General features: G+C 44.8%; 25 protein-coding genes. 15 read left to right on the top strand and 10 right to left on the bottom strand.

Going from position 1 to position 25,018, the window contains the following annotated elements; all coding sequences use genetic code 11:
- Positions 1 to 42 precede the first annotated feature (42 nt).
- The 3 genes from VCHENC03_RS12245 to VCHENC03_RS12255 all read right to left on the bottom strand — a co-directional run bounded on the left by VCHENC03_RS12245 (position 43) and on the right by VCHENC03_RS12255 (position 2,933).
- Positions 43 to 657: a glutaredoxin domain-containing protein gene (locus tag VCHENC03_RS12245; protein WP_005435560.1), complete on the bottom strand. Its 615-nt coding sequence runs from the start codon at positions 655 to 657 to the stop codon at positions 43 to 45.
- A 62-nt stretch (positions 658 to 719) separates the two neighbouring features.
- Positions 720 to 1,559 carry a DMT family transporter gene (locus VCHENC03_RS12250; RefSeq protein WP_009706168.1) on the bottom strand — a complete coding sequence of 280 codons (840 nt, stop codon included), beginning with the start codon at positions 1,557 to 1,559 and terminating at the stop codon, positions 720 to 722.
- A gap of 405 nt (positions 1,560 to 1,964) precedes the next feature.
- Positions 1,965 to 2,933 (bottom strand): porin, encoded by a 969-nt coding sequence (locus VCHENC03_RS12255; protein WP_005435562.1) that lies wholly within the window; start codon positions 2,931 to 2,933, stop codon positions 1,965 to 1,967.
- A 568-nt stretch (positions 2,934 to 3,501) separates the two neighbouring features.
- Here VCHENC03_RS12255 and VCHENC03_RS12260 point away from each other — a divergent pair.
- Positions 3,502 to 4,527 carry a porin gene (locus VCHENC03_RS12260; RefSeq protein WP_009706167.1) on the top strand — a complete coding sequence of 342 codons (1,026 nt, stop codon included), beginning with the start codon at positions 3,502 to 3,504 and terminating at the stop codon, positions 4,525 to 4,527.
- Between the two features lie 206 nt (positions 4,528 to 4,733).
- Positions 4,734 to 5,348: a fumarylacetoacetate hydrolase family protein gene (locus VCHENC03_RS12265; protein ID WP_009706166.1), complete on the top strand. Its 615-nt coding sequence runs from the start codon at positions 4,734 to 4,736 to the stop codon at positions 5,346 to 5,348.
- A gap of 8 nt (positions 5,349 to 5,356) precedes the next feature.
- On the opposite strand, the gene VCHENC03_RS12270 is transcribed toward VCHENC03_RS12265, so the two are convergent.
- The 3 genes from VCHENC03_RS12270 to VCHENC03_RS12280 all read right to left on the bottom strand — a co-directional run bounded on the left by VCHENC03_RS12270 (position 5,357) and on the right by VCHENC03_RS12280 (position 7,307).
- Complete coding sequence (locus tag VCHENC03_RS12270; protein ID WP_009706165.1) at positions 5,357 to 5,668, bottom strand: AzlD domain-containing protein; 312 nt, start codon at positions 5,666 to 5,668, stop codon at positions 5,357 to 5,359.
- Entirely contained in the window at positions 5,665 to 6,408 is a 744-nt protein-coding gene (locus VCHENC03_RS12275; RefSeq protein WP_009706164.1) for an AzlC family ABC transporter permease, read from the bottom strand. The genes VCHENC03_RS12270 and VCHENC03_RS12275 overlap by 4 nt, the downstream gene beginning before the upstream one ends.
- 71 nt (positions 6,409 to 6,479) lie before the next feature.
- Complete coding sequence (locus VCHENC03_RS12280) at positions 6,480 to 7,307, bottom strand: AraC family transcriptional regulator (protein WP_009706163.1); 828 nt, start codon at positions 7,305 to 7,307, stop codon at positions 6,480 to 6,482.
- A 250-nt stretch (positions 7,308 to 7,557) separates the two neighbouring features.
- Here VCHENC03_RS12280 and VCHENC03_RS12285 point away from each other — a divergent pair, with 250 nt between their 5' ends.
- Both VCHENC03_RS12285 and VCHENC03_RS12290 read left to right on the top strand, forming a co-directional pair.
- Entirely contained in the window at positions 7,558 to 8,190 is a 633-nt protein-coding gene (locus tag VCHENC03_RS12285; protein WP_009706162.1) for a LysE family translocator, read from the top strand.
- Between the two features lie 88 nt (positions 8,191 to 8,278).
- Entirely contained in the window at positions 8,279 to 8,698 is a 420-nt protein-coding gene (locus VCHENC03_RS12290) for a GNAT family N-acetyltransferase (RefSeq protein ID WP_009706161.1), read from the top strand.
- 108 nt (positions 8,699 to 8,806) lie between these two features.
- On the opposite strand, the gene VCHENC03_RS12295 is transcribed toward VCHENC03_RS12290, so the two are convergent.
- The gene (locus tag VCHENC03_RS12295; protein WP_009706160.1) at positions 8,807 to 10,501 is read right to left on the bottom strand and encodes a phospho-sugar mutase; all 1,695 of its coding nucleotides are present in this window, start codon (positions 10,499 to 10,501) and stop codon (positions 8,807 to 8,809) included.
- Positions 10,502 to 10,830: 329 nt separating this feature from the next.
- Here VCHENC03_RS12295 and coxB point away from each other — a divergent pair, with 329 nt between their 5' ends.
- The 4 genes from coxB to VCHENC03_RS12315 are packed head-to-tail and all read left to right on the top strand — an operon-like array spanning position 10,831 to position 15,154.
- Positions 10,831 to 11,994, top strand: coding sequence for a cytochrome c oxidase subunit II (gene coxB / locus VCHENC03_RS12300; protein ID WP_009706159.1), 1,164 nt, complete (start codon positions 10,831 to 10,833; stop codon positions 11,992 to 11,994).
- The gene (gene ctaD / locus VCHENC03_RS12305) at positions 11,991 to 13,631 is read left to right on the top strand and encodes a cytochrome c oxidase subunit I (protein ID WP_009706158.1); all 1,641 of its coding nucleotides are present in this window, start codon (positions 11,991 to 11,993) and stop codon (positions 13,629 to 13,631) included. Before coxB ends, ctaD begins: the two co-directional genes overlap by 4 nt.
- 21 nt (positions 13,632 to 13,652) lie before the next feature.
- Entirely contained in the window at positions 13,653 to 14,258 is a 606-nt protein-coding gene (locus tag VCHENC03_RS12310; protein WP_009706157.1) for a cytochrome c oxidase assembly protein, read from the top strand.
- Between the two features lie 11 nt (positions 14,259 to 14,269).
- Positions 14,270 to 15,154, top strand: coding sequence for a cytochrome c oxidase subunit 3 (locus VCHENC03_RS12315; protein ID WP_009706156.1), 885 nt, complete (start codon positions 14,270 to 14,272; stop codon positions 15,152 to 15,154).
- Positions 15,155 to 15,156: 2 nt separating this feature from the next.
- Here the strand turns inward: VCHENC03_RS12315 and VCHENC03_RS12320 are convergent, their stop codons facing one another.
- Entirely contained in the window at positions 15,157 to 15,393 is a 237-nt protein-coding gene (locus VCHENC03_RS12320) for a DUF2909 family protein (RefSeq protein ID WP_005425979.1), read from the bottom strand.
- On the opposite strand from VCHENC03_RS12320, the gene VCHENC03_RS12325 reads away from it, so the two are divergent.
- The 4 genes from VCHENC03_RS12325 to cyoE are packed head-to-tail and all read left to right on the top strand — an operon-like array spanning position 15,392 to position 18,631.
- The gene (locus VCHENC03_RS12325) at positions 15,392 to 16,159 is read left to right on the top strand and encodes an SURF1 family protein (RefSeq protein WP_009706155.1); all 768 of its coding nucleotides are present in this window, start codon (positions 15,392 to 15,394) and stop codon (positions 16,157 to 16,159) included. The genes VCHENC03_RS12320 and VCHENC03_RS12325 overlap by 2 nt on opposite strands.
- Positions 16,156 to 16,692: a hypothetical protein gene (locus tag VCHENC03_RS0125920; protein WP_032802765.1), complete on the top strand. Its 537-nt coding sequence runs from the start codon at positions 16,156 to 16,158 to the stop codon at positions 16,690 to 16,692. Before VCHENC03_RS12325 ends, VCHENC03_RS0125920 begins: the two co-directional genes overlap by 4 nt.
- A 12-nt stretch (positions 16,693 to 16,704) precedes the next feature.
- Entirely contained in the window at positions 16,705 to 17,724 is a 1,020-nt protein-coding gene (locus tag VCHENC03_RS12330) for a COX15/CtaA family protein (RefSeq protein ID WP_009706153.1), read from the top strand.
- Positions 17,717 to 18,631, top strand: a complete 915-nt coding sequence (gene cyoE, locus VCHENC03_RS12335; RefSeq protein WP_009706152.1) for a heme o synthase — start codon at positions 17,717 to 17,719, stop codon at positions 18,629 to 18,631. The genes VCHENC03_RS12330 and cyoE overlap by 8 nt, the downstream gene beginning before the upstream one ends.
- Before the next feature lie 458 nt (positions 18,632 to 19,089).
- Here the strand turns inward: cyoE and VCHENC03_RS12340 are convergent, their stop codons facing one another.
- Positions 19,090 to 20,070, bottom strand: coding sequence for an OmpA family protein (locus tag VCHENC03_RS12340; RefSeq protein ID WP_009706151.1), 981 nt, complete (start codon positions 20,068 to 20,070; stop codon positions 19,090 to 19,092).
- Between the two features lie 460 nt (positions 20,071 to 20,530).
- Between VCHENC03_RS12340 and aroG the strand changes: the two genes are divergently transcribed.
- The 3 genes from aroG to VCHENC03_RS12355 all read left to right on the top strand — a co-directional run bounded on the left by aroG (position 20,531) and on the right by VCHENC03_RS12355 (position 24,728).
- Positions 20,531 to 21,583, top strand: a complete 1,053-nt coding sequence (gene aroG, locus VCHENC03_RS12345; RefSeq protein WP_009706150.1) for a 3-deoxy-7-phosphoheptulonate synthase AroG — start codon at positions 20,531 to 20,533, stop codon at positions 21,581 to 21,583.
- Between the two features lie 188 nt (positions 21,584 to 21,771).
- A complete protein-coding gene (locus VCHENC03_RS12350; RefSeq protein ID WP_032802764.1) occupies positions 21,772 to 22,944 on the top strand; it encodes an MFS transporter in 1,173 nt (390 codons plus the stop codon).
- A 221-nt stretch (positions 22,945 to 23,165) separates the two neighbouring features.
- Positions 23,166 to 24,728, top strand: a complete 1,563-nt coding sequence (locus VCHENC03_RS12355; RefSeq protein WP_009706147.1) for a methyl-accepting chemotaxis protein — start codon at positions 23,166 to 23,168, stop codon at positions 24,726 to 24,728.
- A 139-nt stretch (positions 24,729 to 24,867) separates the two neighbouring features.
- On the opposite strand, the gene VCHENC03_RS28215 is transcribed toward VCHENC03_RS12355, so the two are convergent.
- Positions 24,868 to 25,018, bottom strand: a 151-nt coding sequence (locus VCHENC03_RS28215; RefSeq protein ID WP_009706146.1) for a transketolase-like TK C-terminal-containing protein, incomplete at its 5' end; no start/stop codon positions are given.

The raw sequence follows: 25,018 nt of genomic DNA, 5'->3' as shown, positions 1-25,018 counted from the left end.
GGGCTTTTTGCATTCTAGGTATCGGTTTTTGAATTCGGAGCTTTAAGCTGTTTGACTTGGGATCTCAACCACGTTATCTGGCACACTATCCAATCCCTTTTCCGCTAACCACTTTTCCAAGTTATCGGCGCCTCCGATGTACTGACCATCTAACCAAATTTGTGGGACAGTGACTGGTGTTTTCTCTCCGATGATCGCTTTTACTTCTGGGATCATTCGATAAAGTGCTGCACTGTCTTTTACAACGTCATGATATTTGTATTCCACTCCCGCTTCATCAAGCAGCTTTTTGGCTTTTACACAGTAAGGGCAGGTCGCTTTACCATAAACGATGTTGCCTTGAAGTTGGTCTCGTTTGGTCCATTCAGCAATAACAGACTGGACAAGCACACCTCTGTTTAGCGCCTCCCCTTGGCTGACGACTTTGCCTTCAACAACTAGGATAGGGGCGTGCCAAGCACCAAGCTTCAACGGTTCCCACCAGTGAGACAACCAATCTTTCACTTCAAGCTCGACAGGCACGTCTGCTAATTCGTTCTCAAACGTATCTGCAAGAATGTCTTTTGTTAGTGTGCATTCGCCACATGGGATGTTTACTTTAAACGGTCCCCAGCTTCCCGCCCAACGATACAATGTAATTTTGATTGGCTGTGTCATAAGATGCTCCTCATTTCCTTTCCTGAAAATATAGAACCCAAAACCCAAATATTTCTTTCAAATTACTTTCTTTTTTTTGCTTCCCAATGAGTAATGAAAGCAATCGAGCCGATAATGATTGCGGCACCAAGCCATAGTCGACCCGGTGGAACCCAGTTAAACACTAACCAGCCAGCGAACACATTAAGTGGTAACTTTGCATGGTCAAAGGGTTGTACAAAAGAGGCGTCCGCTACGGCATAAGCTTTAACAACCGCCCACTGTGCAAGAGCAGTCAGTACACCTGCAGCAACCAAAATGCCCCAGATACTCCAACCTTCTGGCATCGCGAAAGTAGGAACGGAGAGCAGGATATTAAATGGTGTGATCAGTAGAAGCAGATAAACCACCATAGTGGAAGGTGGATCGTTTACTGATAGTTTCTTCACCATCACAGAATAAGAAGCCCAGAAAAACGCTGCGCCAACAGGAAGCAAGGTTGCCCATGTGAAGGAGTCTGACCATGGCTCAAGGATGATCATCGCGCCAATAAAACCTGTTAGTGTCGCAATCCAACGAGCGACTCCCACTTTCTCTTTAAGAATCAGGCCAGAGCCAACGGTAGCAAAAAGAGGAGAGGTCATTAGCAACGCAATACCTTGCCAAATCGGGACGGGGTAAGCGAGCGCCCACAACCAAAGTTGAATACCAATAACCGCTAAAAAGATACGTAATGCGTGCCAACCAAAATGATTCGTGCGCAGAGATTGGCGAATACCTAAGGTTCGCAAGTAAGGCAAGATAGCGAAAAATGCGATGGCGTACTGGAAGAGTGCAAATGTGGTGGATGACACACCAAAGTGAATACTCGCAACTTGAGCAAAACTATTGACGATGGCGAATGCCAAACCTGCGGTAAGCATCCAAGATGCCCCTTGGACAGGATGATGATTCAATTGGATATTTCCGGTTTTAAAGAATTATCAGAATCATACGTCCTAATCTGTAGGTAGCCAATAAAAAAATGCCTCCCAGAGGGAGGCGACATTACCAATTCAAAGGACGTGCCTACCGAAGTAGGTACAAAGAACGAGAAGCACAAACGCTGCCATGCATTTGCTCGATCTAAGTATTGCAGCTAGTGTGCCAACTTTTAATCTATTGATTTTAAAGGGCTAGATTGGTGTTGCCTGAGAGTAACTAGAGGAAATGCACTAACTTCGGGATTTGGTGCATTAAAAGAGGGCAAGTTCTTTGTTAGTTAATGCGATCAAAAAAGCCGACACAATAGTGCCGGCCAAAAGACTCGCTATTAGGACAAGTTTTTATTAGAAGTCGTAACGTACGCCTAGACGTAGTGTGTCTTCGCCTTGAATCACTTTACCTTCTGCATCCTTCTCTTCGTCGAGTTGGTTCATGTAGTAAGAAAGGTAAGTACGGAAGTTGCTGTTAAGCTTGTAGTAACCAACTAGCTCAAAACCATCAAGAGCATCGTATTTTGCGCCACCATTTGGATCGTTTTCTTGGTATGTGTAAAGACCAACAACAGTGAACTTGCTTGCTAGTTTGTAGCTTGCTGCAATTTCGTAAGCGGTGAAGTCTTCAGAATCATCTAGTGCACCTTGTGAGTATGTACCTGCAAGGTAAAGGTTTTCTAGAGAGTAAGCGATACCACCAAGAATTTGGTCTTCTGAGTTATCTTTATCTACATCGCCACCAGAGTAAGCAAGACCTAGGTCTAGACCCATTGGTAGAGAATAAAGGCCAGAGATGCCGTATTTGTCTTGGCTGTCACCAGAGTTAGCTTGGTAAGTTGCTTGAACTTGCAGAGCATCAAATTCGCCACGGTAAGCGAATACGCTGTCTTGCTTATCAGAAGATGAATCAATAACTTGTTGAACACCTGAGAATTCAGTGATATCCGTCATATCAGAGATGATAACAGCAGCCATGTCTTGGCGACCTACCGAAAAATCACCTGCATCAGCACTCACACCTGCGTACATGTAACGGTTTTTAAACTCGCTTTTACCTGTTTTTTGTTCCGCTTCGTAAACACCAAAGGCGGAAAGACCGTTACCGATGTCTGTCTTACCTTTTAGGTTTAGACGTGCACGTGATGCATCTTCCATAGATCCATCGATTTCAGCACCGTCTGAACCGATGAAGTCACCACGAAATTCAACACGACCACCAACTTTTAATTCAGTGCCGTCGTCTTTGTAAACTGTTGCTGCGAAAGATGGTGATGATACCAATGCTGTTAGAACTGCAGTAGTTAGTGCTGCCTTTTTCATTTTCTTATTACCCTAGTTGTAATCGATGAGCTTACTTGCTCGATTTGTGTCGATGACGCTTAAGGTAAACCGCGAAAATGAAAGATAGATTTCTGTTAAGTTATGATTCCATTGCATTTTTATTTCAAATGCATGAATGCCCTCCTATTCATGAAAATAAGAGGAAAGGGCTTTTTATCTTTTTTGATGTTTCTGTCTTACTTAATTGACAGTGTGTTTTTAAAAAAGTTCCTAATCATATTTCTTTACCCGAAATGTAACATTGGGTTTCTTAAATATTCGACTATCTGACCGTTTAACAATAACTTATGCTTAGTGTTTCTTCATGGATGTAACAAAATGTTTCTGTTTTTAGGTGTTGTTTTCCAAATTTGTGTATTGATTCGAGCTAAACGTTTGCCATTTTTCTTTTTTATTACATCTTTTCACTCTGCTCTTGGGAACTTCTGAAATACATTGATTAGCAGTTGTTAAGCAAAAGTGACGCGACATTGGTGGAAGAGATGCCCCAATCCACTTTTGTATAAGACTGACTTATAAACTAATGCATAAATACACGGATTTTATAATGAACAAAAAATTCCTAGCAGCAGCGATCGCAGCAGCAACATTTGGTACACAAGCAGTAGCAGTGGAGCTTTACAACAACGACGGCACTACTTTCTCTATCGGTGGTCACGTTTCAGTTAACCTAAACGGTTCTGAGCAAGGCGACACAGATGTAGGTACTAACTCTCCACGTATCAACTTCACAGCAACTCAAGACCTAGGCAACGGCTTCACAGCTGACGCTCGTGGTGAGTGGGCTCTTAACTACCTAGACGGTGGCGACAACTCTTTCACAACTCGTCTTGGCTACCTAGGTCTAACTCACGACGTATACGGCCGTGCAGTTGGTGGTACTCAATGGGCACCTTACTACGACGTAGCTGGTGTTGCTGATATGCCAATCGCGTTTGCGAACGACTTTATCTACGATGACCACGGTGCTCTAGGTACTGGTCGTGCGGACAAGATGCTTTCTTACCGCAACGCAATCGAGCTAGGTGAAGCTGGTGCAATCAACTTCGGTCTAGGTTGGCAAGGTGCTAAAGAAGACGGCGCTGAATACGATGACCGTATGCAAGTTGCACTTTCTTACGCAATCATGGGCGCAAAAATCGGTTACACCTACAACGGTGGTGATATCCAACAAGCAAACTTTGTAGGCAAGCAATCTGCTGAATCTCACCTAGTATCTGCGGCATACGGTTCATACGGTCAAGGCCTATACGTTGCAGCGGTATACGGTTCAAACGAAAACATGAACTTCGGCACAAACGGCGCTCGCCTTGTAGAAAGTGATGCGTACGAAGCACTACTAGCATACGCTCTACCAAGCAGCCTAAACCTAAGCATCAACTACGAAATGGTTGAAGGTAAAGAGTTTAACCGCAGCAAAACTGAAACTGCACGTGAAGAGATGGCTGTTCAAGCAGAATACAACTTCACTTCTAAGTTTGTTGGTTACGCTGGTTACCAGTTCGACCTAAACGATGCTAACGATCGTAAAACAGACGACAAATGGGCACTTGGTGCTCGTTACTACCTATAATAGTAACCTGTCCTAGTTACTATAAAAGCCAGCTTCGTGCTGGCTTTTTTCATATCTGTTGTTTGATAAACCAGAGAGTTTCGTCTTGAAGAGTGCGAGAGCAAAACGGGCTGAATGTCTTGTTTTTAACATTCCAGAGCGGGAACTAGTGTGGGCAACTCAAGCAGTTAGATTATCATGTGCGTTTTGTTTTGCAGGGAAGAGCAATGAGCGTCGTTCAGGTTGAAGAGAAGAAAGTCAAAGTTGGTAAAGTTCTGTGTGTTGGGCGTAACTACGTTGAGCATATTCAAGAGCTCAATAATGCCATGCCAGAGCAAATGGTCGTGTTTAATAAACCGGCGACTTCTGTTTCAACTAAACTCACCTCATTTCATCAAGAGCCTTTGCATTACGAAGCAGAAATCTGTTTTCTGATCAAAAATGGTCAATACAATGCGGTTGGACTCGGTCTGGATCTGACCAAACGCGGCTTACAATCTACCCTCAAAGAAAAAGGGTTACCGTGGGAGCGCGCCAAAGCGTTTGACGGTTCAGCGGTATTCAGTCGATTCCACTCTCTTCAAGGTGTCGATATAGACGATCTCAACTTAGAGCTTTTGATTAACTGTGTTCATGTTCAAAAAGGGCACGTTAAACAGATGCTTTACCCACCAGTTAGTATTCTCGATGAGCTGAAGAGCTATACAACACTAGAAGATGGCGATGTCGTGATGACAGGCACACCAAAGGGCGTGGGAGAAGTGCATCAAGGCGATGTCTTCCTTGGGCGCTTGAAGTGTGGAGACATCACCTTGTTAGAGATTGAGTGGGTAGCTGCTTAGCTGTGAGCTTACAACCAAATTCGAAGCAATAAGAACGCGACCATACTCACTATGGTGGTGAGCAAGACATTCTTGGTGAGGTACGCAATCGCAGCTGCTAATAGAGCTGCCAATAGGAATGGATTTTGCCATGTGACGCTAAGTTTACCCTCTGGCATAAACACAATTGGAGCCCAGATCGCGGTGAGTACTGCAGGGCTTGCGTAGCTCAATACTTTCTGAGTTCTTACCCCCAACCTGAGCGGTAATTTTGGTTCTAAGAACAGATAACGGCTAGTGAATACCAAGGCTGTCATGGCTAAGATAGACAAAAAGATCATTGGCGTTCCTCCGGTGTATTCTCAATGTTTGGGGCTTTCGTCGTAAATTGTTCTACAAAATAGCCCGTCAACATGGCGAGAATGCTCGCGAACATCAAGCTCCCTTCCACTTGGTAGTAGTTCAGCGCCACTGAGCTAACTAATGCCACCAACACACTGCATAACACGGGAATGGTTTTTATCGTTGGCACCACAATCGCGATAAAGGTGGCTGCAACCGCAAATTCCAATCCGAGTTCATTCAATTCAGGTATCAAGCTGCCAGCAGCGATGCCAGCAAGCGTTGCGAAGTTCCAGAAGAGATAAAAGCTTAATCCAGCGCCAAGGGCGTACCATCGATCAAATTGTTTATCGGATTGGTGCCCGACGATGGCAAATAGCTCATCAGTGAGTAAGAAGCCAAGTGAAAGACGCCACTTTAATGGCAATGGCGAAATTTTACTGCGCATTGAAACGCTATAAAGAAAATGGCGAGAGGTAATAAAAAAGGTAGTCAGTAACATAGTCGTCAAGCCAGCGCCTGCTTTAATCATCCCCATAGCCACGAGCTGTGCGGAGCCTGCAAACAGAATGGCGGAAAGCGCCTGACCTTCCAAAGGGTGTAAGCCAGTATCGATGGCAAATGAGCCGGCTAGTAATCCCCAAGGCAATACAGCAATGCTCAATGGCATCATTGCGATGGTGCCTTGTAAAAAGAGTGAGGATTTTGAGTCTTGATGAGTTGGCAAAGTAGTATCCATAACTTCAACTTAAATAGAAAAACATGCTGTTAAGGTAGGCTGACCTCAGCACGCTGCCTTGTACAAAATTGCTAACAATGCTTGATGTACTGCCCAGGCGTTACGCCCATGGCTTTTTTAAAGTGACGATGCAAATGGCTTTGATCGTGAAAGCCACACTCTTGAGCAACGTCGGAAATCTTTTGTCCTAGCTTGAGCAGTTTTTTCGCCATTCTGAGCCTCTGTTGAATCTGAAATGCGTGCGGTGGGAAACCAAACTGCTTTTGAAACTCACGCAACAAATGAAAAGGACTTAATCCCGCTAATTTCGCTAGTTCTTCTAAAGAGACATCGGCTTGAGGAAAGTCTTCAAGAAACTCTTTGACCAGATGTACTTGCTTTTGCGCTTTGGTTGCATCTTGAAGAGGGGCTCGATGTGTACTGTGCTTGCTGGCAAGCTTGACCAACGTACCGTAGACAAGTGTCTCTCTTAATAAGCGGTTATCGGACTTCTCTAGAGTATCGAACACCAACCGCAGTTGGTTTGCGAGTTCCGGATCGTAAACGACAGGTTGGGGGAAGTAGGGCTGCGCGACATTGGGTGCGCCAAGTTCTTCCCCAAGTGTTTGAAACTGCTCTGGTACGGGATACATGGCTTTGTATTCCCAACCGCCTTCTGACGCTGAATGACCATTATGCACCTCGTCGGCGTTGACAAGAATGATACTGTCTTGCGGTGCGATGTGGTTGCCGCCAGTACGAAAGAACTGTTGCGCGCCTTTTTCAATCACACCGATGGTGTAGCCTTCATGGCTATGACGAGAGAAATTCTGTTTTTCGTACTTTGCGTCGAGCAGCTCCAAGCCACCGAGCTCTTGAGCAATCTTAAAAGTCGCGATTTCCTTATTCTTTTCTTTCATCTTGTTCCGAACTGCGCAAGCATTAATCGTGGCATCACATCATTTGGAGTCTACCGGATCCATCCTGCTTATTTTTGTACAAAATTGCTATCGGTATTAAAAATAAACACCAAAAAGGTTAATTGTTTTTAAATTGAACATTAAACCTTTTCTATTTTCTGAATTTTACTCCTTGGTTAGATATTTGGTCTGGTTGTTATCTATTCATTGGTATAAGATCCGCCGCCTGTTTTAGAAAGCCAGTTCCACCATGATCGATTTATCTGTACTTCCTGTTTATCTCACTGCTGTTGTTGCACTTCTTTTGTTACCTGGACCTGACATGTTGCTGATTGCCAGTTCTAGCATGAGCTATGGTAAGAAAGTTGGTCTGTTTGCGAGCTTGGGCAACGCGACATCCGGTGTGATCTTAACCTTATTGGCCGCAATGGGCGTGTCAACCTTGATTGCAATGAGCCCAATCGCATTAAAAGCGCTTCATCTGCTGGGGGGCGCATACTTACTAAAAATGGGCTGGGACTGTCTACGAGCGGACGTTTCTGCTGCACCAGAACTTGATCAGAAAAACAAAATGGCATCGACTTACTATCAACGCGCTTTGATGAGTAACCTGCTGAACCCGAAAGCCTTGGTGTTCTTCGTGATGTTTTTACCTCAGTTTGTCTCTAGCAACATTACCGCATCGTTGGGTGAGCAAATGCTTGCGCTTGGTTTGCTGTTAAACGTATTAGGTTTGCTATTCAATATCTTGCTGGTTGCTTTGGCGGGGACATTGGGTAAAGGGTTATTGGAAAACGATAAATTCCGCATGTACCAAGGTAAGCTAATGGGCTTGGTGTTCGTTATTCTTGCGGTGTGGATGCTCAGTAGTTTCGCAATGTAAAGTGTAGGAACAATCAGATTTTTGAACAAAAGCCAGCACTCGCTGGCTTTTTGTTTTAGTATCACTCTGATTTCCAAGGAGTGGCAGTATGAAACTTGAATTTAAACTCAACCCAGAACAAAACGATCTCGACTTTATTCGTGATGGTATCCGAGCATATAACCGCATGCATTTACCGGATGGGGATGTAAACACAGTTGGCTGTTTTGCACGCAATGACGAGGGTAAAGTGATTGGTGGACTCACGGGAGAGATGTTCAATAACACCGTGTTCGTTGAATATCTTTGGGTAGATGCAGAGGCACGTACTTCGGGATTGGGAAGCAAACTGATTTCTCTATTGGAAGAACAAGTGAAACCACATGGGGTGACGCACTTGTACCTCGATACCTATAGCTTTCAAGCGCTCGATTTTTACTTGAAATTGGGTTTTGAAAAAGTAGGGCAGTATTCAGGTTACCCAGCAGCAGGTATTGATAAACATTTCCTGCAAAAACAGATTGCTTGATTTGGTTTGAATTGAACAAAAAAGAGGCGCACGATGCGCCTCTTCTACTATTTACTATTTGCGATTTGTTATTTTCTGTTGTCACAGAATCGATGTTTCAAACTCGAATTACAAACTTTGTTGATGCGCTTCGATAAGTGCGTTCATTTTCGCTTCCGCTGCTTGGTTAGCTTGTGCGTAATCCATCTCTGCAGGGAAGTCGCTGATCACTTCGTAGTAACACTTCAACTTCGGTTCAGTACCTGAAGGGCGAACAATCACGCGTGATTTGTCTTCTAGGTGGTAAATCAGTACGTCACTCGCTGGTAAGTTGATTGCTTCTGTTGGGCCATCGGTCACAAAGCGAAGTGATGACTTCAGATCTTCGATCACTTCAATGCGTTTACCCGCGATCTCTGTCGGTGGATTTGCGCGAAGTTTGTCACCGATTGGTGGTGATTTAGGGTCAAGCGCAATGCTGCGTTGCGCGTTGAAGTAGAAACCGTGTTGGCGGTACAATTCTTCTAACTTATCCCACAGCGTTTTGCCTTGTGCTTTCAATTTACCTGTCAATTGAGAGAAAGCGACCAGCGCTGACAGGCCATCTTTATCCCAAACCTTATTGCCAACGGTGTAACCTAGTGCTTCTTCGTAAGCAAACAGGAACGGATTTGCTTCTGTCTCTTGCGTCATTGCTACGTTGGTTAGCCATTTAAAGCCAGTTAACGTTTGGTAGTATTCTGCGCCGTGTGCTTTAGCAATGCTGCTCAATAGACGAGAAGACACAATGGTATTACCAACAAGTGCGTTTGGTTGACCTTGCAGTAAGTAGTCACCAAACAATGAACCCACTTGGTCACCCGTTAGCATCTGGTATTCGCCATCTGGGCGTTTTACGGCCACAGCAAAACGGTCTGCATCAGGATCGTTCGCGCAAGCAATGTCAGCATCGACAGATTTACCTAGCGCCATCACCATGTCCATTGCACCTGCTTCTTCAGGATTCGGGAAGTTTACGGTAGGGAACGTGCCGTCCGGCTCGCGCTGTTCTGGAACGCTTGCCACTTTTTTAAAGCCAGCGTCTGCGAGCAAGGTTTCTGCCATGTCCGCACCGACACCGTGCATTGCCGTGTAAACAATCGAGATATCTGTGTTGCTGTCCGGTGTTAGCAGTGCATTGTTGTTCATTGTTTTGCGGTATGTCTGGTAGTACTCGTCTTCGAGCCAAACTAGCAAACCTTTTTCTTTCGCATCGTCCAGTGACATCAGAGGAAGCGGCTTTGTTGTTGCATCATCGATTTTTGCAGCAATACCAGAATCGTGCGGTGGAATAATCTGTGCGCCATTTTCCCAGTACACTTTAAAGCCGTTATACTCAGGCGGGTTATGGCTTGCGGTAACAACCACAGCTGCTGCTGCATTTAACTCACGAACACCAAAAGCAACAATTGGTGTGGCCGCTACTTTATAGGTTAGGTAAACCTTGATGCCTAAAGCAGTAAGTACGGAAGCCGTATCGTGTGCGAACTGTTGTGAATCTGGGCGACCATCGTAACCAATAACAACACCACGAGACGATGCGTCTTTCACTTGTTCAATCAGATAGTGACCGAGACCAGTTGCTGTTTCTTGAATCACCAAACGGTTCATGCGATTTGTACCAGCACCAACTTTACCGCGCAGACCTGCCGTACCAAATACTAAGCGTGAGCCAAATCGATCTGTCAGTTCTTGTTCGTTATTCGCATCGACTAGGTGCTGAAGCTCTTCACGAGTTTTTGGGTCAGGATCTCGTGCTAGCCATTGAGTAATTTGTGTTGTCATATTCATCTTTCCTTAGCAGGGGGAGCCTACTTGTTTAGACACTTTTATCAGGAAAGTGTCCCAATGTTTTCTTTTTATTAATGTAAATGGTTCTCAATTACATTTCAAAGAGGGCAATCGATAAACCGAATTTATTTTTCTCTCTGTACAGAATTTATTCACATTTTATTTCTTGAAGAACTATTGAACTATAACTAGCCTTTTAACATAAATATAACAAAGTGCATTGAAATCGTAGTTTTTGTGATTTTTTGTAAATTTGTTCGATATTTGCATCGGGAAACAAGGAAGCTCGCGCAAGCGCAGCGGCTGAGCAGAGGAGAGATCTTTTGAAAAGATTAGCGACTACTCTAGCCTTATTAATGAGTGTGATTTTTATCACATTTTCTTCGTACAGTTGGTCAGAGCAAAACGATTACAACATGACGAGAGGTGTCACAGGGATCAGTGAGCAAGTGTATGAATTACATATGCTGATCTTTTACATCTGTTGTGCCATCGCCTTTGTGGTGTTTGGTGTGATGTTCTATTCCATCTTCCGACACCGCAAGTCAAAAGGGGCAGTTGCGGCCAATTTCCATGAAAGCACCAAAGTGGAGATTATCTGGACCATCATCCCCGTCATTATCCTCATTGCCATGGCGATTCCAGCCACAAAAACGTTGGTGGCGATGGAGGACACAACTCAATCTGACCTCACTGTGAAGATCACAGGCTCTCAATGGAAGTGGCATTACAACTACTTTGGCGAGGATGTCGAATTCTTCAGCCTGCTTGCTACCAGCCAGAAAGAAATTGATGGCATCGAAGCGAAAGGGGCGCACTACTTACTCGAAGTGGACAACCCGCTCGTTTTACCAATCAACCGTAAAGTTCGTTTCTTAATGACGTCTGATGACGTAATCCACTCTTGGTGGGTGCCTGATTTCGCAGTTAAGAAAGATACGATCCCAGGCTTTATCAATGAAGCATGGACCAAGATTGACGAACCGGGTGTGTATCGCGGCCAGTGTGCAGAGCTTTGTGGTCGAGCACATGGTTTCATGCCGGTTGTCGTTCATGCGATGGCGGAAGACGATTTCGACCAATGGATGGCAGACAAGAAACAAGAAATTGCATTACAAAAAGCGGCTGCACAAGAAGCATTAACACAAGACCTTTCAATGGAAGATTTGATGGGACAAGGTGAGTCGATTTACACCGCGCGCTGTGCCGTGTGTCATCAAGCGAACGGTGAAGGCATTCCGGGCGCATTCCCGGCGATTAAAGGCAGCGAAATAGCTAAAGGCCCAGTTGTTGCTCACATCGATGTATTGGTGAACGGACGAGCTGGTACCGCAATGCAAGCTTTTGCTAACCAACTTAGCGATCAAGAAATTGCTGCTGTTATTACCTATCAACGAAATGCTTGGGGAAATGACACCGGCGATACCGTTCAAGCATCTGATGTTAACGCCTTTAAGGCACAAGAAAGTGCCAAGGAGGAAATATGAGTAAGCCGATTGAAAAAGCGGTGAAGTCTGCTCCTGCAGAAGCGCAAACTACCGCAAACACTACCATTGCGATTGAAGACGACAACGATCATCATCACGCACCAAAAGGGCTAGCGCGTTGGCTTTATTCCACCAGTCATAAAGACATCGGTACGCTTTATTTATGGTTTAGTTTTGCGATGTTCCTCACTGGCGGTGCGATGGCGATGATCATTCGCGCTGAGTTATTCCAACCGGGTTTGCAATTGGTTGATCCTCAGTTCTTCAACCAAATGACGACCGTGCATGGTTTGGTGATGGTATTTGGTGCCGTCATGCCTGCGTTTACCGGGTTAGCTAACTGGATGATCCCGATGATGATTGGCGCGCCGGATATGGCGTTACCGCGAATGAACAACTTGAGTTTTTGGATCTTACCTTTTGCTTTCCTCATTTTGATCGGCTCTTTGTTCTTGCCGGGCGGTGGTCCTGATTTCGGGTGGACTTTCTACGCGCCACTTTCTACAACCTACGGCCCTGACAGTACGGCGTTGTTTGTTTTCTCAGTCCATATCATGGGTATCAGTTCCATCATGGGTGCCATCAACGTCATCGTGACTATCGTAAACATGCGTGCACCAGGTATGACATGGTTCAAGTTGCCAATGTTCGTCTGGACTTGGCTAATCACGGCGTTCTTGCTGATAGCTGTGATGCCCGTATTAGCTGGTGCGGTGACCATGGTTTTGACCGACAAATACTTCGGTACCAGCTTCTTTGATGCCGCTGGTGGCGGTGACCCGGTGATGTTCCAACACATTTTCTGGTTCTTTGGTCACCCAGAGGTGTACATCATGATCTTGCCTTCGTTTGGTATTGTCTCGGCAATCATTCCGGCGTTTAGCGGCAAGAAACTGTTTGGTTACCATTCGATGGTTTACGCTACCTGTAGTATTGCGCTGCTTTCATTCCTAGTGTGGGCGCATCACATGTTTACCACAGGGATGCCAGTATTCGCCGAACTTTTCTTCATGTACTGCACCATGTTAATAGCCGTGCCAACCGGGGTGAAAGTGTTTAACTGGGTGGCGACCATGTGGCGAGGAGCCATGACGTTCGAGACACCGATGTTATTTGCCATCGCCTTTATTGTCCTATTCACGATAGGTGGCTTTTCAGGCTTGATGCTGGCAATTGTCCCTGCGGACTTCCAATACCATGACACTTATTTTGTTGTCGCGCATTTCCATTATGTCTTGGTATCTGGTGCGGTGTTCTCGATTATGGCGGCTGCGTATTACTGGCTACCGAAGTGGACGGGCAATATGTATGACCACAAGCTGAGTCTGTGGCATTTCTGGTGTTCCATCATCTCGGTCAACGTATTGTTCTTCCCAATGCACTTCTTGGGTTTAGCGGGGATGCCAAGACGTATTCCTGATTACGCCATCCAGTTTGCGGACATTAACCAAATCGTATCGATAGGTGGCTTTGCCTTTGGCCTCTCTCAACTTATCTTCTTATGGCTAGTGATTAAATGCATCCGTGGCGGTGAAAAAGCACCAGCCAAGCCATGGGAGAGGGCGGAAGGTCTAGAGTGGACAGTGCCAAGTCCAGCGCCACACCACACGTTCACAACGCCGCCAAAAGTCGATTAATAAAAGAGTGAGGTGAGGGAGATGCCAAGTAATTCATCCAATAAGAAACTCACTATCAAGTTGCTGTTAGCGACAGCAATGATGTTCGGCTTCGGTTTTGCCCTCGTACCGCTCTACGACATTATGTGCGATGCATTGGGTATTAACGGTAAAACCAGTGAGGTCGCAGCGATTCAACCCACAGGCATGCAAGCGGATATCAGTAGAACGATTCGTGTGGAATTTATGGCGCACGTCAGTCCAGACATGCCTTGGGAGTTCAAACCAGAAGTTGTATCCATGGATGTTCATCCCGGCGAAGTGATTCAAACTGAATATCTTGCTTTTAATCAAAGCGGTGAAGATTTAGTAGGACAAGCTGTGCCCTCCGTATCGCCGGGTACTGGTGCGGCTTACTTCAATAAGATCGAGTGTTTTTGCTTTAATCAACAACCATTGGAAGGTAAGCAACAAGCGAGTATGCCTTTGATTTTCTACATTGAGCCGGACGTGCCGGATTCAATTCATACATTGACCTTGTCTTACACACTCTACAAATTTCCTCCTCAATCGGGCGAGTCTTCGACAGCTAGCCTCTCAGGGAGTGAGAAACAGACCTTAACGCCTCAAACCAAAGTGCGTCTGTAAGGAGAGAACTCATGAGTAACAAGCCTGACACCTATTATGTTCCCGCACAAAGCAGCTGGCCTATTGTAGGGGCATTTGCGTTATTCCTTGTCGCTGTCGGTGCTGGAATGACCGTTCAAGGCACTCAAAGTGACGGTGCGGTTGGGACGCTAGGAGGCATTATTCTTGCGGTTGGTATGCTGTTTTTGCTTTACATGTTGGCCGGGTGGTTCAGTAACGTTATCACCGAATCCCTTACCGGAAAGTACAGCGCGCAAATTACTCGTTCATTTCGACAAGGGATGAGCTGGTTCATCTTTTCAGAAATCATGTTCTTTGGTGCGTTCTTTGGTGCTCTGTTCTACGCAAGAATGATTTCCGTACCTTGGTTAGGTGGCGCAGATAACAATGCCATGACTCATGAAGTGTTGTGGCCTGCTTTCGAGGCGATATGGCCACTCACTACCACGCCGGGTGGTGATACGACCCAAGCAATGCCGTGGCAAGGCATTCCATTAACCAATACGATTTTGTTGCTATTGTCTTCGATTACGTTACATATGGCACACATCAGCCTAGAACAAGATAAGCGAACAGCACTGATTGTTTGGTTGGAGATCACCATCGTCTTAGCTGGTTTCTTCCTCTATTACCAAGCGGTCGAGTATGCGCACGCCTATCAAGATATTGGGCTGACACTGCAATCGGGCGTTTATGGCAATACCTTCTTTATGCTCACGGGCTTCCACGGTTTGCACGTGTGCCTCGGTACCATTTTCCTCATCGTATTGCTGTTTCGCATCGCCAAGGATCACTTTTCACCTAAAAACCATTTTGCGTTCCAAGCTGGCAGCTGGTATTGGCACTTTGTAGATGTGGTTTGGCTGTGTTTATTTGTTTTTGTTTATGTCCTGTAAAACTAGTAAGGACGAGGGTTAGGGGCGATCCATCCTGCCCCTAGAGCAATCAGAAGGAGTATCACGACTAACGCAGAAAACATGACACGACGACCGAGGTAATGGCTCATTGGTTTGCCTTTTTTCGATGAGTCCTCTGGGTCTTCGCGAACCATTTCGATAAGCGCTTTTGCGAGGTTAAAGATGATGAAAAGCAGCAAAAGGACAAGCGTTAATTTGAACAGAAATACGGTGGACATGGCACCTCCGGTTTCGTTTTTGATGTTATCGAAATGGGTTTGGATTGCTGTTTGTTTAACTGTGGTCGTGTTTTCTCTATTGGTCAAACTGGGCTTCTGGCAGCTCGAACGTGGTAACGAAAAGCAGCTTTTAGAACAAGCTATTTTGGCAAGAGCGAATGCACCTTATCAGGATATACGTACTGTACTGGAGAGCAATGATTGGCGTGAGGAGAGTGTGATTGGCATTAAGGTAAAAGCCAGTGTGACTCCGGAGGCACTTCCGGTCATCCTTTTAGATAACCAGACGTATGAAGGGGCAGTGGGGTATTTAGCGTTTCAAGTCGTTTCTTTGACCCAAGACCCAACCACATTGACTCTCCTAGAATTAGGGTTTGTTAAAGGGGGCGCGTCACGCTCTGTATTACCTAAAGTGGAAACTTTACAAGCTCCTTACGAGGTTACTGGGCGTTTATATCGTAAATCGATGAACCCTTTGAGTTCTGACTTGATGGCAGAAGTTGGCGATACGATACGCGTGCAAAACCTCAATATCAATCAACTGAGCCAGTTACTCAATGTCGAATTAATGCCGACCGTCGTACAGCCAAACAATTTAGTCCGATGGCCGTATTCTTTCCCATGGAATCCTTTGCCATTAACCAGTGCTAAGCATTTTGGTTACTCCTTTCAATGGTTTGCTATGGCGGGTGTATTTCTGCTTATCACTGTGATGATCTTCATTCGATGGTTCAAAAGTTCACGCTCACAAGGAGGTGAGGTATGACAAATGCAGTCACGAAAGGACGAATTGTATTGTTGTCGCTAATTGTCCTTTTTGCTCTCCCGGCAATAATTGCCAAAGTAGTGCTTAGTCAAGGCTGGTATGAAAAGGGTGTGACTAATAGAGGTGAGCTTGTGGAGCCCTATACCACATTTGAACAATTGGGGCAGACATCGCCTCTGAGTGAAAAAGGGTGGCAATTGGCATATGTGTTGCCTTCTGATTGCCAAGAGCAGTGTCAGCAACAACTTCACCTCATACAGCAGAGTCATATTGCGTTGGGCAAGTACCAAGAGCGAGTCGTCCCAGTTATTTGGACATCAAAGCTGTCAGAAAGTACGAGCGAAACGATGATAGTGATGCAAATGAATGATTCGTTGTCGGAAAAAGTACAAGCAGGGCAAATGCTGATCGTTGATCCATTAGGGCAGCTTGTGATGGCTTATACACCGGAAGCCAACGAGGATTTGGTGCAGTTAAGTAAAGACGTTTTGGCGGATCTACGAAAACTATTGAAGTTATCACGTGTAGGTTAGGGAGAGAGTGATATGGCGTTAGAACGTTTAGTTAAGTTCAGTCTTTGTCTTACCCTCGTCGTCATTATGCTGGGCGCATACACACGCCTCGCTGATGCAGGTTTAGGGTGCCCAGATTGGCCGGGATGTTACGGTCAATTACTCGTTCCTCAAACCGATGCTGAAGTTTCTCGAGCGAATGCATTATTTCCAGAACGTGCAGTGGAACAGGGAAAAGCTTGGCTGGAGATGATTCATCGTTATTTCGCGGGCACCTTAGGGCTCGTAATTTTGATGATGGCGATTGTTGCCGTTAGGGCTGAACGTGTTGATGCGACGATTCCGATTTTACTCTGCGTCTTAGTTATTGGTCAGGCAGCATTGGGAATGTGGACCGTAACTTTAAAACTCATGCCAGTGATTGTTATGTTGCACCTACTGGGCGGATTTACATTGCTTGCTCTCCAAGCGGTATTCTATTGTCAGATAAAGTCTCAGAACAGCCTCTACTTTTCGCCATCTTCAAAAAACGTAAGAACCTTTTCCTTGATCGCTTTTGGTGTAGTGTTAACACAGGTCTTGCTTGGTGGTTGGACATCATCCAACTACGCCGCTCTTATGTGCACCGCTTTACCGATTTGTGAGGGGAACTGGACCAGTTACTTATCTTGGAAAGAGGCGTTTTCTTTCTGGCAAACAGGGTTTGATAACTATGAGTTTGGTGTTCTAGATTACCCAGCTCGAATGACAATTCATGTCAGCCATCGTATTGGTGCCATTATTACCGCATGTGTTGTGCTGATTTACTGCGTATTACTATTAAAACAAGACTCACACCATTCTCAGCGCTTGGGTGTATGGATTGGCTTAGCTTTGGTTTGCCAAATCCTATTGGGCGTAAGCAATGTTGTGTTCCAACTTCCTATCTATGTGGCAGTCGCGCACAATTTAGGCGCAGCGATCATGCTTTCACTTATCTGTGTTAGTCAGTTCTACCTATGGCAGGGTAAAGCTCGTTGGAGTCATCAAGCGAAAGGAGTTCGCTATGAGTAAAGAAATCGCATTACCTCTAGAAAGTGGTAAGAAGAAGCTCGGTTCAACTTATTTAAAACTAACAAAGCCCAAAGTCGTCGCGCTTATGTTGATTACCGCCATTGTCGGAATGAGCTTAGCGCCGGTGGCCAGTTTTCCTTGGCTACAAGCGGCGATTGGCCTTATCGGTATTGGCTTGATGGCTGGCTCCGCGGCAGCGTTTAATCACCTCATCGATCGCCGAATTGATGCGCGAATGGCTCGAACTCATAAGCGTCCTCTGCCTTCTGGTGACACGAATCCGTTATCAGTCGCGTTGTTTGCTGTTACGTTAGGTGTTGTTGGTTTTGGACTTCTGTATGCACTGGTTAATCCGTTGACAGCTTGGATGACGTTTTTAAGCTTGCTCGGTTACGCGGTGGTTTACACCATGTATCTTAAACGAGCGACCCCACAAAACATTGTAATTGCTGGAATTGCAGGTGCTATGCCGCCACTTTTAGGATGGACTGCAGTGACAGGAGAGTTACACGCCCATGCTTGGCTTTTGGTGATGATTATCTTTATATGGACGCCACCTCATTTCTGGGCATTAGCGATTCATCGTGTTGAAGATTATCGAAAAGTGAATATTCCAATGCTCCCGGTCACCCATGGTATTGAGTACACCAAAACTTCGATTCTTCTGTACACAGTTCTACTCACGCTCGTTTGTATTCTGCCAGTGCTGGTGGGTATGGTCGGTTCGGTTTATCTTTTCTCTTCTTTGCTTCTGAACATTGGCTTTATGTATCACGCGTGGAAATTGAAGTTCTCACCTGAACAAAATAGCGCTATGGAGACATTCAAATTCTCCATTTATCACTTACTCGCTTTATTTGTTGCTTTGTTGGCAGACCATTATCTTGGTTTGATCTTCTCGCTATAGATGCTCTCTTCTTTGTTTCTCCAAACCGCACTGATCAGGTGCGGTTTTTTGTTGGTCTTTATATCTAATCATATTGCGGTGTAACTACTTAGTGGTGTGAACCAAACCTTTTGATAAATACCTTTTTGAGCGCTGTGCCGTTAGCTGAGGATTTATGAATCATGCTTTAGTTTGTAACGGGAGAGAGGAGGAGAGCTCATTAAGAACTGCCACACGGCTTTCTGTTTAACCCCGTCAAGTCTTGCTGAACAAATCCTTAATCTATGAGCTTAAACTGTCGCCTTTGATATAAGAGCTCGAACCAGAAGTGTTATGACGGAACAAACAAGAAGTTTGATTTAGACAGTGAGCGAGTTGAGAGAGTCTTAGCGGAAAATGGTAATGAAGTGAACAAATTAAGAGGCAAACAAAAAGGGATGCCGAAACATCCCTTAGACTAGAAATTAGAGCGGTAACTCTTATTCTGGTTGAACTAGTTCTTCGTATTGGAACTCAGGAACTACAACTTCAACACGGCGGTTCTTCTCGCGACCTTCGTGAGTGCTGTTGTCAGCTACAGGGTTCTCTTCACCCATACCTTTAACTGTGAAGCGGTCTGCATCGATACCTGCTGCGACTAGGTAATCTGCAACAGCTTGTGCACGACGCTCAGACAGTTTTTGGTTGTATGCCGCTGGACCAGAGCTATCTGTGTAACCAGTGATTTCAACTTGAGCTTGTGGGTACTCGTTCAAGAAGTTAACGAAGTTGTCTAGACGCTCAGATACTGAATCAGTAAGTGTTGCACTGTCGAATTCAAACGTACCTGTACCGTACTCTTCTTTGTGCGTCTTCGTCATCATTACTGGTTCTTCTTCCATCACCTCTTCTGTTACTACTGCTGCTACAACAGGTGCTGCTGCGAACTTGTAGTTAAAGCCGATACCGAAGAAGTTAGCATCCATGTCATCTAGTACGTCGTCAGAAATATCTTGGTAACGTTGGTACTCTGCACGAACGCTCCAGTTTCTATCAATAGTGTATTCCGCACCCAATGAGCCGGTAGGAACGAAGTCTTTCTCGTCACCAGAGATCATGTAAGCACCACCGATTTTCGCGAATAGGTTCCACGTATCGTTTAGATGCCAGTTGAATTTAGGTGCAAGCGTTAGTGCCCATAGATCGCCGTCAATCGTATCAACTGTGTTAGCCCCTGACTTGAAGTTAGCTTCGTAGTTACCTAAGTAATCAACGCCGTACTCAAGACCAATGATATCGGTAAAGTCGTAACCGATGTGCATTCCGGCACCGAAAGCATCATCATCACAAGGGCTGTTTAAATAGCAAGCATCATCTAGTGTAGTCATGCCTACTTTGCCCCCGATATACATTTCAGCTTGAGCAGAGTTAATTAAACCACCAGCTACCACTGCTGCTACTGCAATTGCTACTTTTTTCATAGTGTTTCCTTGTATTGATTGCATATTAATTTCTACTTTGTTTTAACAATTTGAGTAAAACTAGGTAGTTATAAGAAATTAGTTTAATAGTCATTTAATTTAACATCAAGCAACAATATCTTAGATCTTGCTACACTTTTAGTCGCGAACTCCCTCACAAACTTCTGATATTTCTTACATTGTAGACAACTTTTTCAAAGTTACAGGAAAATATATGATTATTTTGAACTTTTCCTGTACATTAAAATTTACACTGTGTTTTGTTTTGAACATAGGGTGTTAATTTGCATTTTTTTTAAAAAAGTGTTTGCAACTGTTCTTCTAAGCCGATAAGTTACTTGCATTGACACAATTAAATAAGCCCACAGCCCTTATTATTGCTTGCTTTGTGAACAATGTTGCACTGAGTAAAGTTTGGGCAAATTAGTGGGTCTGGGATAGTAATTAGGAAGTAGAAGTAATGTTTCAAACTGATGATGTAAGAATTAATAAAGTAAAAGAGCTATTGCCACCTGTTGCAGTTCTTGAGAAATTTCCGGCAACCGAAACTGCTTCCACAACCACTTTTGAATGTCGTAATGCCATCCACAATATTCTTGAAGGTAAAGATGACCGTCTGCTTGTGATCGTTGGTCCATGTTCTATTCACGATCCAGAAGCTGCTGTCGAGTACGGCAAAAAGCTCAAAGTGCTTCGTGATGAATTAGGTGAGCAACTTGAAGTGGTTATGCGTGTTTACTTTGAAAAGCCACGTACCACCGTTGGTTGGAAAGGTCTAATCAACGACCCGTACCTAAATGATACTTACAAGCTGAATGACGGTCTTCGTATTGGTCGTAAGCTGTTGCTTGACCTTACTGACATGGGCCTTCCTACGGCAAGTGAATTCCTAGATATGATCACGCCACAGTATGTCGCTGACCTTATTAGCTGGGGTGCTATCGGTGCACGTACGACTGAATCTCAGGTACACCGTGAGCTAGCGTCAGGCTTGTCTTGCCCAGTTGGCTTTAAAAACGGTACTGATGGCAACATCAAGATCGCTAGCGACGCAATCCGTTCTGCAAGCGCATCTCACCACTTCTTATCAGTGACAAAATACGGCCACTCTGCAATCGTAGAAACGGCAGGTAACCCTGACTGTCACATCATTTTACGTGGCGGTAAAGAGCCAAACTACAGCGCGTCTCATGTAGCACAAATCAAAGATGAGCTAGATGCTGCTGGTCTGCCGAAGAAAGTCATGATCGACTTCAGCCACGCAAATAGCTCTAAGCAATTTAAACGTCAAATGCTGGTTTCTGATGATGTTTCAGAGCAGATTTCTGGCGGCGAAGACGCAATCTTCGGTGTAATGATTGAGTCTCACCTTGTTGAAGGTCGTCAAGACTTAGTAGATGGCAAAGTCGCTAACTACGGCCAATCTATTACAGATGCATGTATTGGTTGGGAAGATACGGAAACCGTTCTTCGTCAGTTATCAGATGCTGTAAAAGCTCGTCGCGCTAAATAAGCATCAATATTTCGTGTTCATCAAAGCCAGCAACTCGCTGGCTTTTTTAATGTTCTGAAAACATAGAATGAAATCGGTTATATCCAAATAAACCAAAACAAGATTAAACGTGTTGCACATAAGTCATGTGTTTTAGTTTTAAATCCGTTATGGTGTGGGTATAGATTAAAAAACACTCAAGGAATGAGATGAACAGAAACGTCTGGCTATTGTCACTTTGCCAAGCTTTATTAATGACAGGGAACATTCTCTTAATCTCAGTCATCGCGCTCATCGGAAAGCAAATCGCTCCTTCTTCAAGCATGATTACCCTGCCAGTAGCGTTGCAATTTCTTGGCTTAATGTCAGCGACGATTCCTGCTTCCTTAATTATGGGAAAACTGGGGCGTCGTCTAGGTTTTAGCTTGGGTAACGTTATTGGCATCTTTGGCGCTTCATTAGCAACTTATGCGCTTTCGTTAGAAAACTTCACTTTGTTTTGTGCTTCTACGTTCTTATTAGGTGTAGGGATTGGATTTGGTACGCTCTATCGATTTGCTGCGATCGAAGTTTGTGATGAATCTGCGAGGCACCGCGCAATTTCTATTTCCATGGCGGGTGGGGTACTTGCCGCAGTATTAGGGCCAAACCTCGCTGTCTATTCACAAAAGTGGTCAAGCGATGGACTGTATATTAGTGCTTTTGCTGTATTGATTGGTTTGTATGTTACCGCACTCATTTTGCTTCAAACGATTCGATTCCCCTCGGCACACACCCAGAGTTCGCATTTAAAAACAGACTCGATAAAAGTCATTGTTCGCCGTCCTAACTTTATGATCGCAGTTCTAGCCGCGATGGTTGCCTATGCTGTCATGAATATTCTGATGACAGCAACTCCATTGGCGATGATTGGTTGTGGCTTTGACTTTACCAGAGCGGCCGGCGTGATTGAATGGCATGTCTTGGGCATGTTTGTTCCTGCTTTCTTTACGGGCAGTTTGATCGAGAAGTTTGGTGCGAAGAAGATGATCTTAGCTGGTGGAGTACTGTTTATTGCGTGTATCGCGATTAATATGCACGGACTTTCTATTTGGCATTTCAGTACCGCGTTGATCTTACTCGGGGTTGGATGGAATTTCATGTTTATCGCCGCCACAAGCTTGTTTAGTCAGAGTTATGAAGCAAAGAACAAGAGTAAAGCGCAGGCGTTTAATGAGTTTTTCGTGTTCAGCTGCGTTACCGTTACTGCGCTTTTGTCTGGTTGGTTGGAATCTACCGTAGGATGGCAGAGCTTGAATTTGTACGTTCTGCCTTTTGTCCTATTGGTGATGGGAATATTTTTTATCAAGGCGAATAATAACTCTGAATCTCAAGTTGCATAAATCAACTTCAAGATTTTATAAGACCCAGTTATGTACGCTGGGTCTTTTTTGTCTATCGGCTCACAACCCACAAAATAATTGGTTAATTATTGTTATCTAAGTAAGTTTTTCGAGCTCGAAATGTCGCATCTGTAAGGTTTTTTCTCTAGCATTTTGTAATAAATATAACAATCGTGTATATAACCTGTCGCAATTTAATAAAAACTATAGAAGCCTCATCTATGTCAGTCTCAACTTCCAATAAAGCTCAAGAAACCCTCGTAGAGGATTCTGACGAGCTGGTCTCAACAACCGATCTTAAAGGTGTCATTACTTACTGTAATGATGCATTTTGTCGAATCGCTGAATACAGCCACGACGAACTGCTCGGACAAAACCACAATATCGTTCGTCACGGAGATATGCCCAAAGCCGCTTTTGGTGATATGTGGGCTCGCCTAAAAAAAGGCAAAGCGTGGCGCGGAATTGTAAAGAACAGTACGAAGTCGGGTGGTTACTATTGGGTCGATGCTTACGTAACCCCAATTTATGAAGGCCATCAAATGGTGGGCTATCAATCGGTTCGTGTGAAACCAAAGCGTGAATGGGTTGATATCGCTTCTAAGGCTTACCAAGGGCTTTTGAAAGCAGAGAAGTCGGGACGTGCATGGTCACTGAAGTTAAATGAAACACTACGCTATGCGATTCTTCTAGGTGCATTAGCCGCACCGGTCACTAGCTTTGCTTTATCACTTGAAGGGCCACTCGCTTGGCTTGCGACATTATTACCGGCAGGCGTGCTTACTGTGTTATTCCGCCAAGAACTCATTGATACGCCGCAACAGTTTAAAAAACTGCAAGCACAATACGACAGTGTGAGTCGCTTGGTGTACTCCGGTAATAAGCCATTCTCTATCGCGGACTTTCACATCAAAATGCTCTCTGCTCGTATTCGTACCGTTTTGGGGCGTATGACGGACTCGGCAAGACCGCTCCAAAATTGTGCTGAAGAGTTAAGTCATACCACCGCAGAAGTACTTACTGCTTTGACGCAGCAGAACAAAGACATTCATGAAGTTCGTGATGCTGCTGACTCGATGGAGGCATCAGCGAATTCGGTTTCATCCAGCACTCACGATGCTCATCTGCTGATTGATGATACGTTGAAATCCTGCTTAATGGCGAAAGAGACCATCGACCAAACCCATACGAACCTAGCGCAACTAAGCTTACAAGCTGAGAAGGCGACAGAAACGACCTATCAATTGAGCGACCAAGCACAAAAGGTCAGTCAATTAATGGAAGAGATTGGTGGGATTGCCGATCAAACTAATCTGCTAGCACTCAATGCTGCAATTGAGGCAGCGCGAGCGGGTGAACAAGGTCGTGGCTTTGCTGTTGTGGCTGATGAGGTGAGGGCGCTTTCTGGACGTACCTCGAATGCGACTGAGCAAATTAAAGCATCGATTGAAGCTATGCTAATGACGATTCAAGGCTGGCAGAAGGATATCATCGCTAATAAAGATCAAACAGACACCTGTTCGCAAGTGGCTGAACAAAGTGCGGCGCGTTTGTCTGAGGTAGAACAGATGATGCAAACCATGAGTGGTTTGATGGTGAATGTCGCGGACTCTGCCAATAAGCAGTTACAGCTTTCTAGCGACGTGAATCAGCACATTCATTCTATTGCGTCGACAGCAGAGCAAAACTTAGCCGCGACACATTCTGTGGAACAAAACAGTAAGCAGTTGAAAGAACAAGTTCAAGACTTTTATCGACTTGCGATTCAGTTTGAGGAGAAATGATTCGAACTAGAACTAGAACTAGAACTAGAACTAGAGCGTTGAATCGTTTTTGAAATTGGATAGATAAAATAAAGCCCCGCCGAAGCGGGGCTTTTCAGTTTTCAAATTCGCAATAGAGAAAACTGACAATACTTAGCGATTAAGCTAGCAGTTCTTTTGCTGTGTTTACTGCGTTTTCTACAGTGAAACCAAACATTTCGAACAGTTGATCTGCTGGTGCAGACTCACCGAATGTTGTCATACCGATGATGCGACCGTCGAAGCCAACGTACTTGTACCAGAAGTCAGCA

Source organism: Vibrio sp. HENC-03 (genome assembly GCF_000305755.2).
GTDB lineage: Bacteria > Pseudomonadota > Gammaproteobacteria > Enterobacterales > Vibrionaceae > Vibrio > Vibrio owensii.
This window is presented reverse-complemented; position numbering and strand designations above follow the sequence as displayed.

Excerpts from the sequence above, each read along its gene's own strand:
- aroG (WP_009706150.1), top strand. The coding sequence starts at position 20,531 with ATGTTTCAAACTGATGATGTAAGAATTAATAAAGTAAAAGAGCTATTG.
- VCHENC03_RS12265 (WP_009706166.1), top strand. The coding sequence starts at position 4,734 with ATGAGCGTCGTTCAGGTTGAAGAGAAGAAAGTCAAAGTTGGTAAAGTT.
- VCHENC03_RS12325 (WP_009706155.1), top strand. The coding sequence starts at position 15,392 with ATGGCACCTCCGGTTTCGTTTTTGATGTTATCGAAATGGGTTTGGATT.
- VCHENC03_RS12255 (WP_005435562.1), bottom strand. The coding sequence starts at position 2,933 with ATGAAAAAGGCAGCACTAACTACTGCAGTTCTAACAGCATTGGTATCA.
- VCHENC03_RS12315 (WP_009706156.1), top strand. The coding sequence starts at position 14,270 with ATGAGTAACAAGCCTGACACCTATTATGTTCCCGCACAAAGCAGCTGG.
- VCHENC03_RS12285 (WP_009706162.1), top strand. The coding sequence starts at position 7,558 with ATGATCGATTTATCTGTACTTCCTGTTTATCTCACTGCTGTTGTTGCA.
- VCHENC03_RS12330 (WP_009706153.1), top strand. The coding sequence starts at position 16,705 with ATGGCGTTAGAACGTTTAGTTAAGTTCAGTCTTTGTCTTACCCTCGTC.
- VCHENC03_RS12340 (WP_009706151.1), bottom strand. The coding sequence starts at position 20,070 with ATGAAAAAAGTAGCAATTGCAGTAGCAGCAGTGGTAGCTGGTGGTTTA.
- VCHENC03_RS12290 (WP_009706161.1), top strand. The coding sequence starts at position 8,279 with ATGAAACTTGAATTTAAACTCAACCCAGAACAAAACGATCTCGACTTT.
- VCHENC03_RS12250 (WP_009706168.1), bottom strand. The coding sequence starts at position 1,559 with ATGCTTACCGCAGGTTTGGCATTCGCCATCGTCAATAGTTTTGCTCAA.
- ctaD (WP_009706158.1), top strand. The coding sequence starts at position 11,991 with ATGAGTAAGCCGATTGAAAAAGCGGTGAAGTCTGCTCCTGCAGAAGCG.
- VCHENC03_RS12355 (WP_009706147.1), top strand. The coding sequence starts at position 23,166 with ATGTCAGTCTCAACTTCCAATAAAGCTCAAGAAACCCTCGTAGAGGAT.
- VCHENC03_RS0125920 (WP_032802765.1), top strand. The coding sequence starts at position 16,156 with ATGACAAATGCAGTCACGAAAGGACGAATTGTATTGTTGTCGCTAATT.
- VCHENC03_RS12275 (WP_009706164.1), bottom strand. The coding sequence starts at position 6,408 with ATGGATACTACTTTGCCAACTCATCAAGACTCAAAATCCTCACTCTTT.
- VCHENC03_RS12350 (WP_032802764.1), top strand. The coding sequence starts at position 21,772 with ATGAACAGAAACGTCTGGCTATTGTCACTTTGCCAAGCTTTATTAATG.
- VCHENC03_RS12310 (WP_009706157.1), top strand. The coding sequence starts at position 13,653 with ATGCCAAGTAATTCATCCAATAAGAAACTCACTATCAAGTTGCTGTTA.
- VCHENC03_RS12280 (WP_009706163.1), bottom strand. The coding sequence starts at position 7,307 with ATGAAAGAAAAGAATAAGGAAATCGCGACTTTTAAGATTGCTCAAGAG.
- VCHENC03_RS12260 (WP_009706167.1), top strand. The coding sequence starts at position 3,502 with ATGAACAAAAAATTCCTAGCAGCAGCGATCGCAGCAGCAACATTTGGT.
- cyoE (WP_009706152.1), top strand. The coding sequence starts at position 17,717 with ATGAGTAAAGAAATCGCATTACCTCTAGAAAGTGGTAAGAAGAAGCTC.
- VCHENC03_RS12270 (WP_009706165.1), bottom strand. The coding sequence starts at position 5,668 with ATGATCTTTTTGTCTATCTTAGCCATGACAGCCTTGGTATTCACTAGC.
- VCHENC03_RS12295 (WP_009706160.1), bottom strand. The coding sequence starts at position 10,501 with ATGACAACACAAATTACTCAATGGCTAGCACGAGATCCTGACCCAAAA.
- VCHENC03_RS12245 (WP_005435560.1), bottom strand. The coding sequence starts at position 657 with ATGACACAGCCAATCAAAATTACATTGTATCGTTGGGCGGGAAGCTGG.
- VCHENC03_RS12320 (WP_005425979.1), bottom strand. The coding sequence starts at position 15,393 with ATGTCCACCGTATTTCTGTTCAAATTAACGCTTGTCCTTTTGCTGCTT.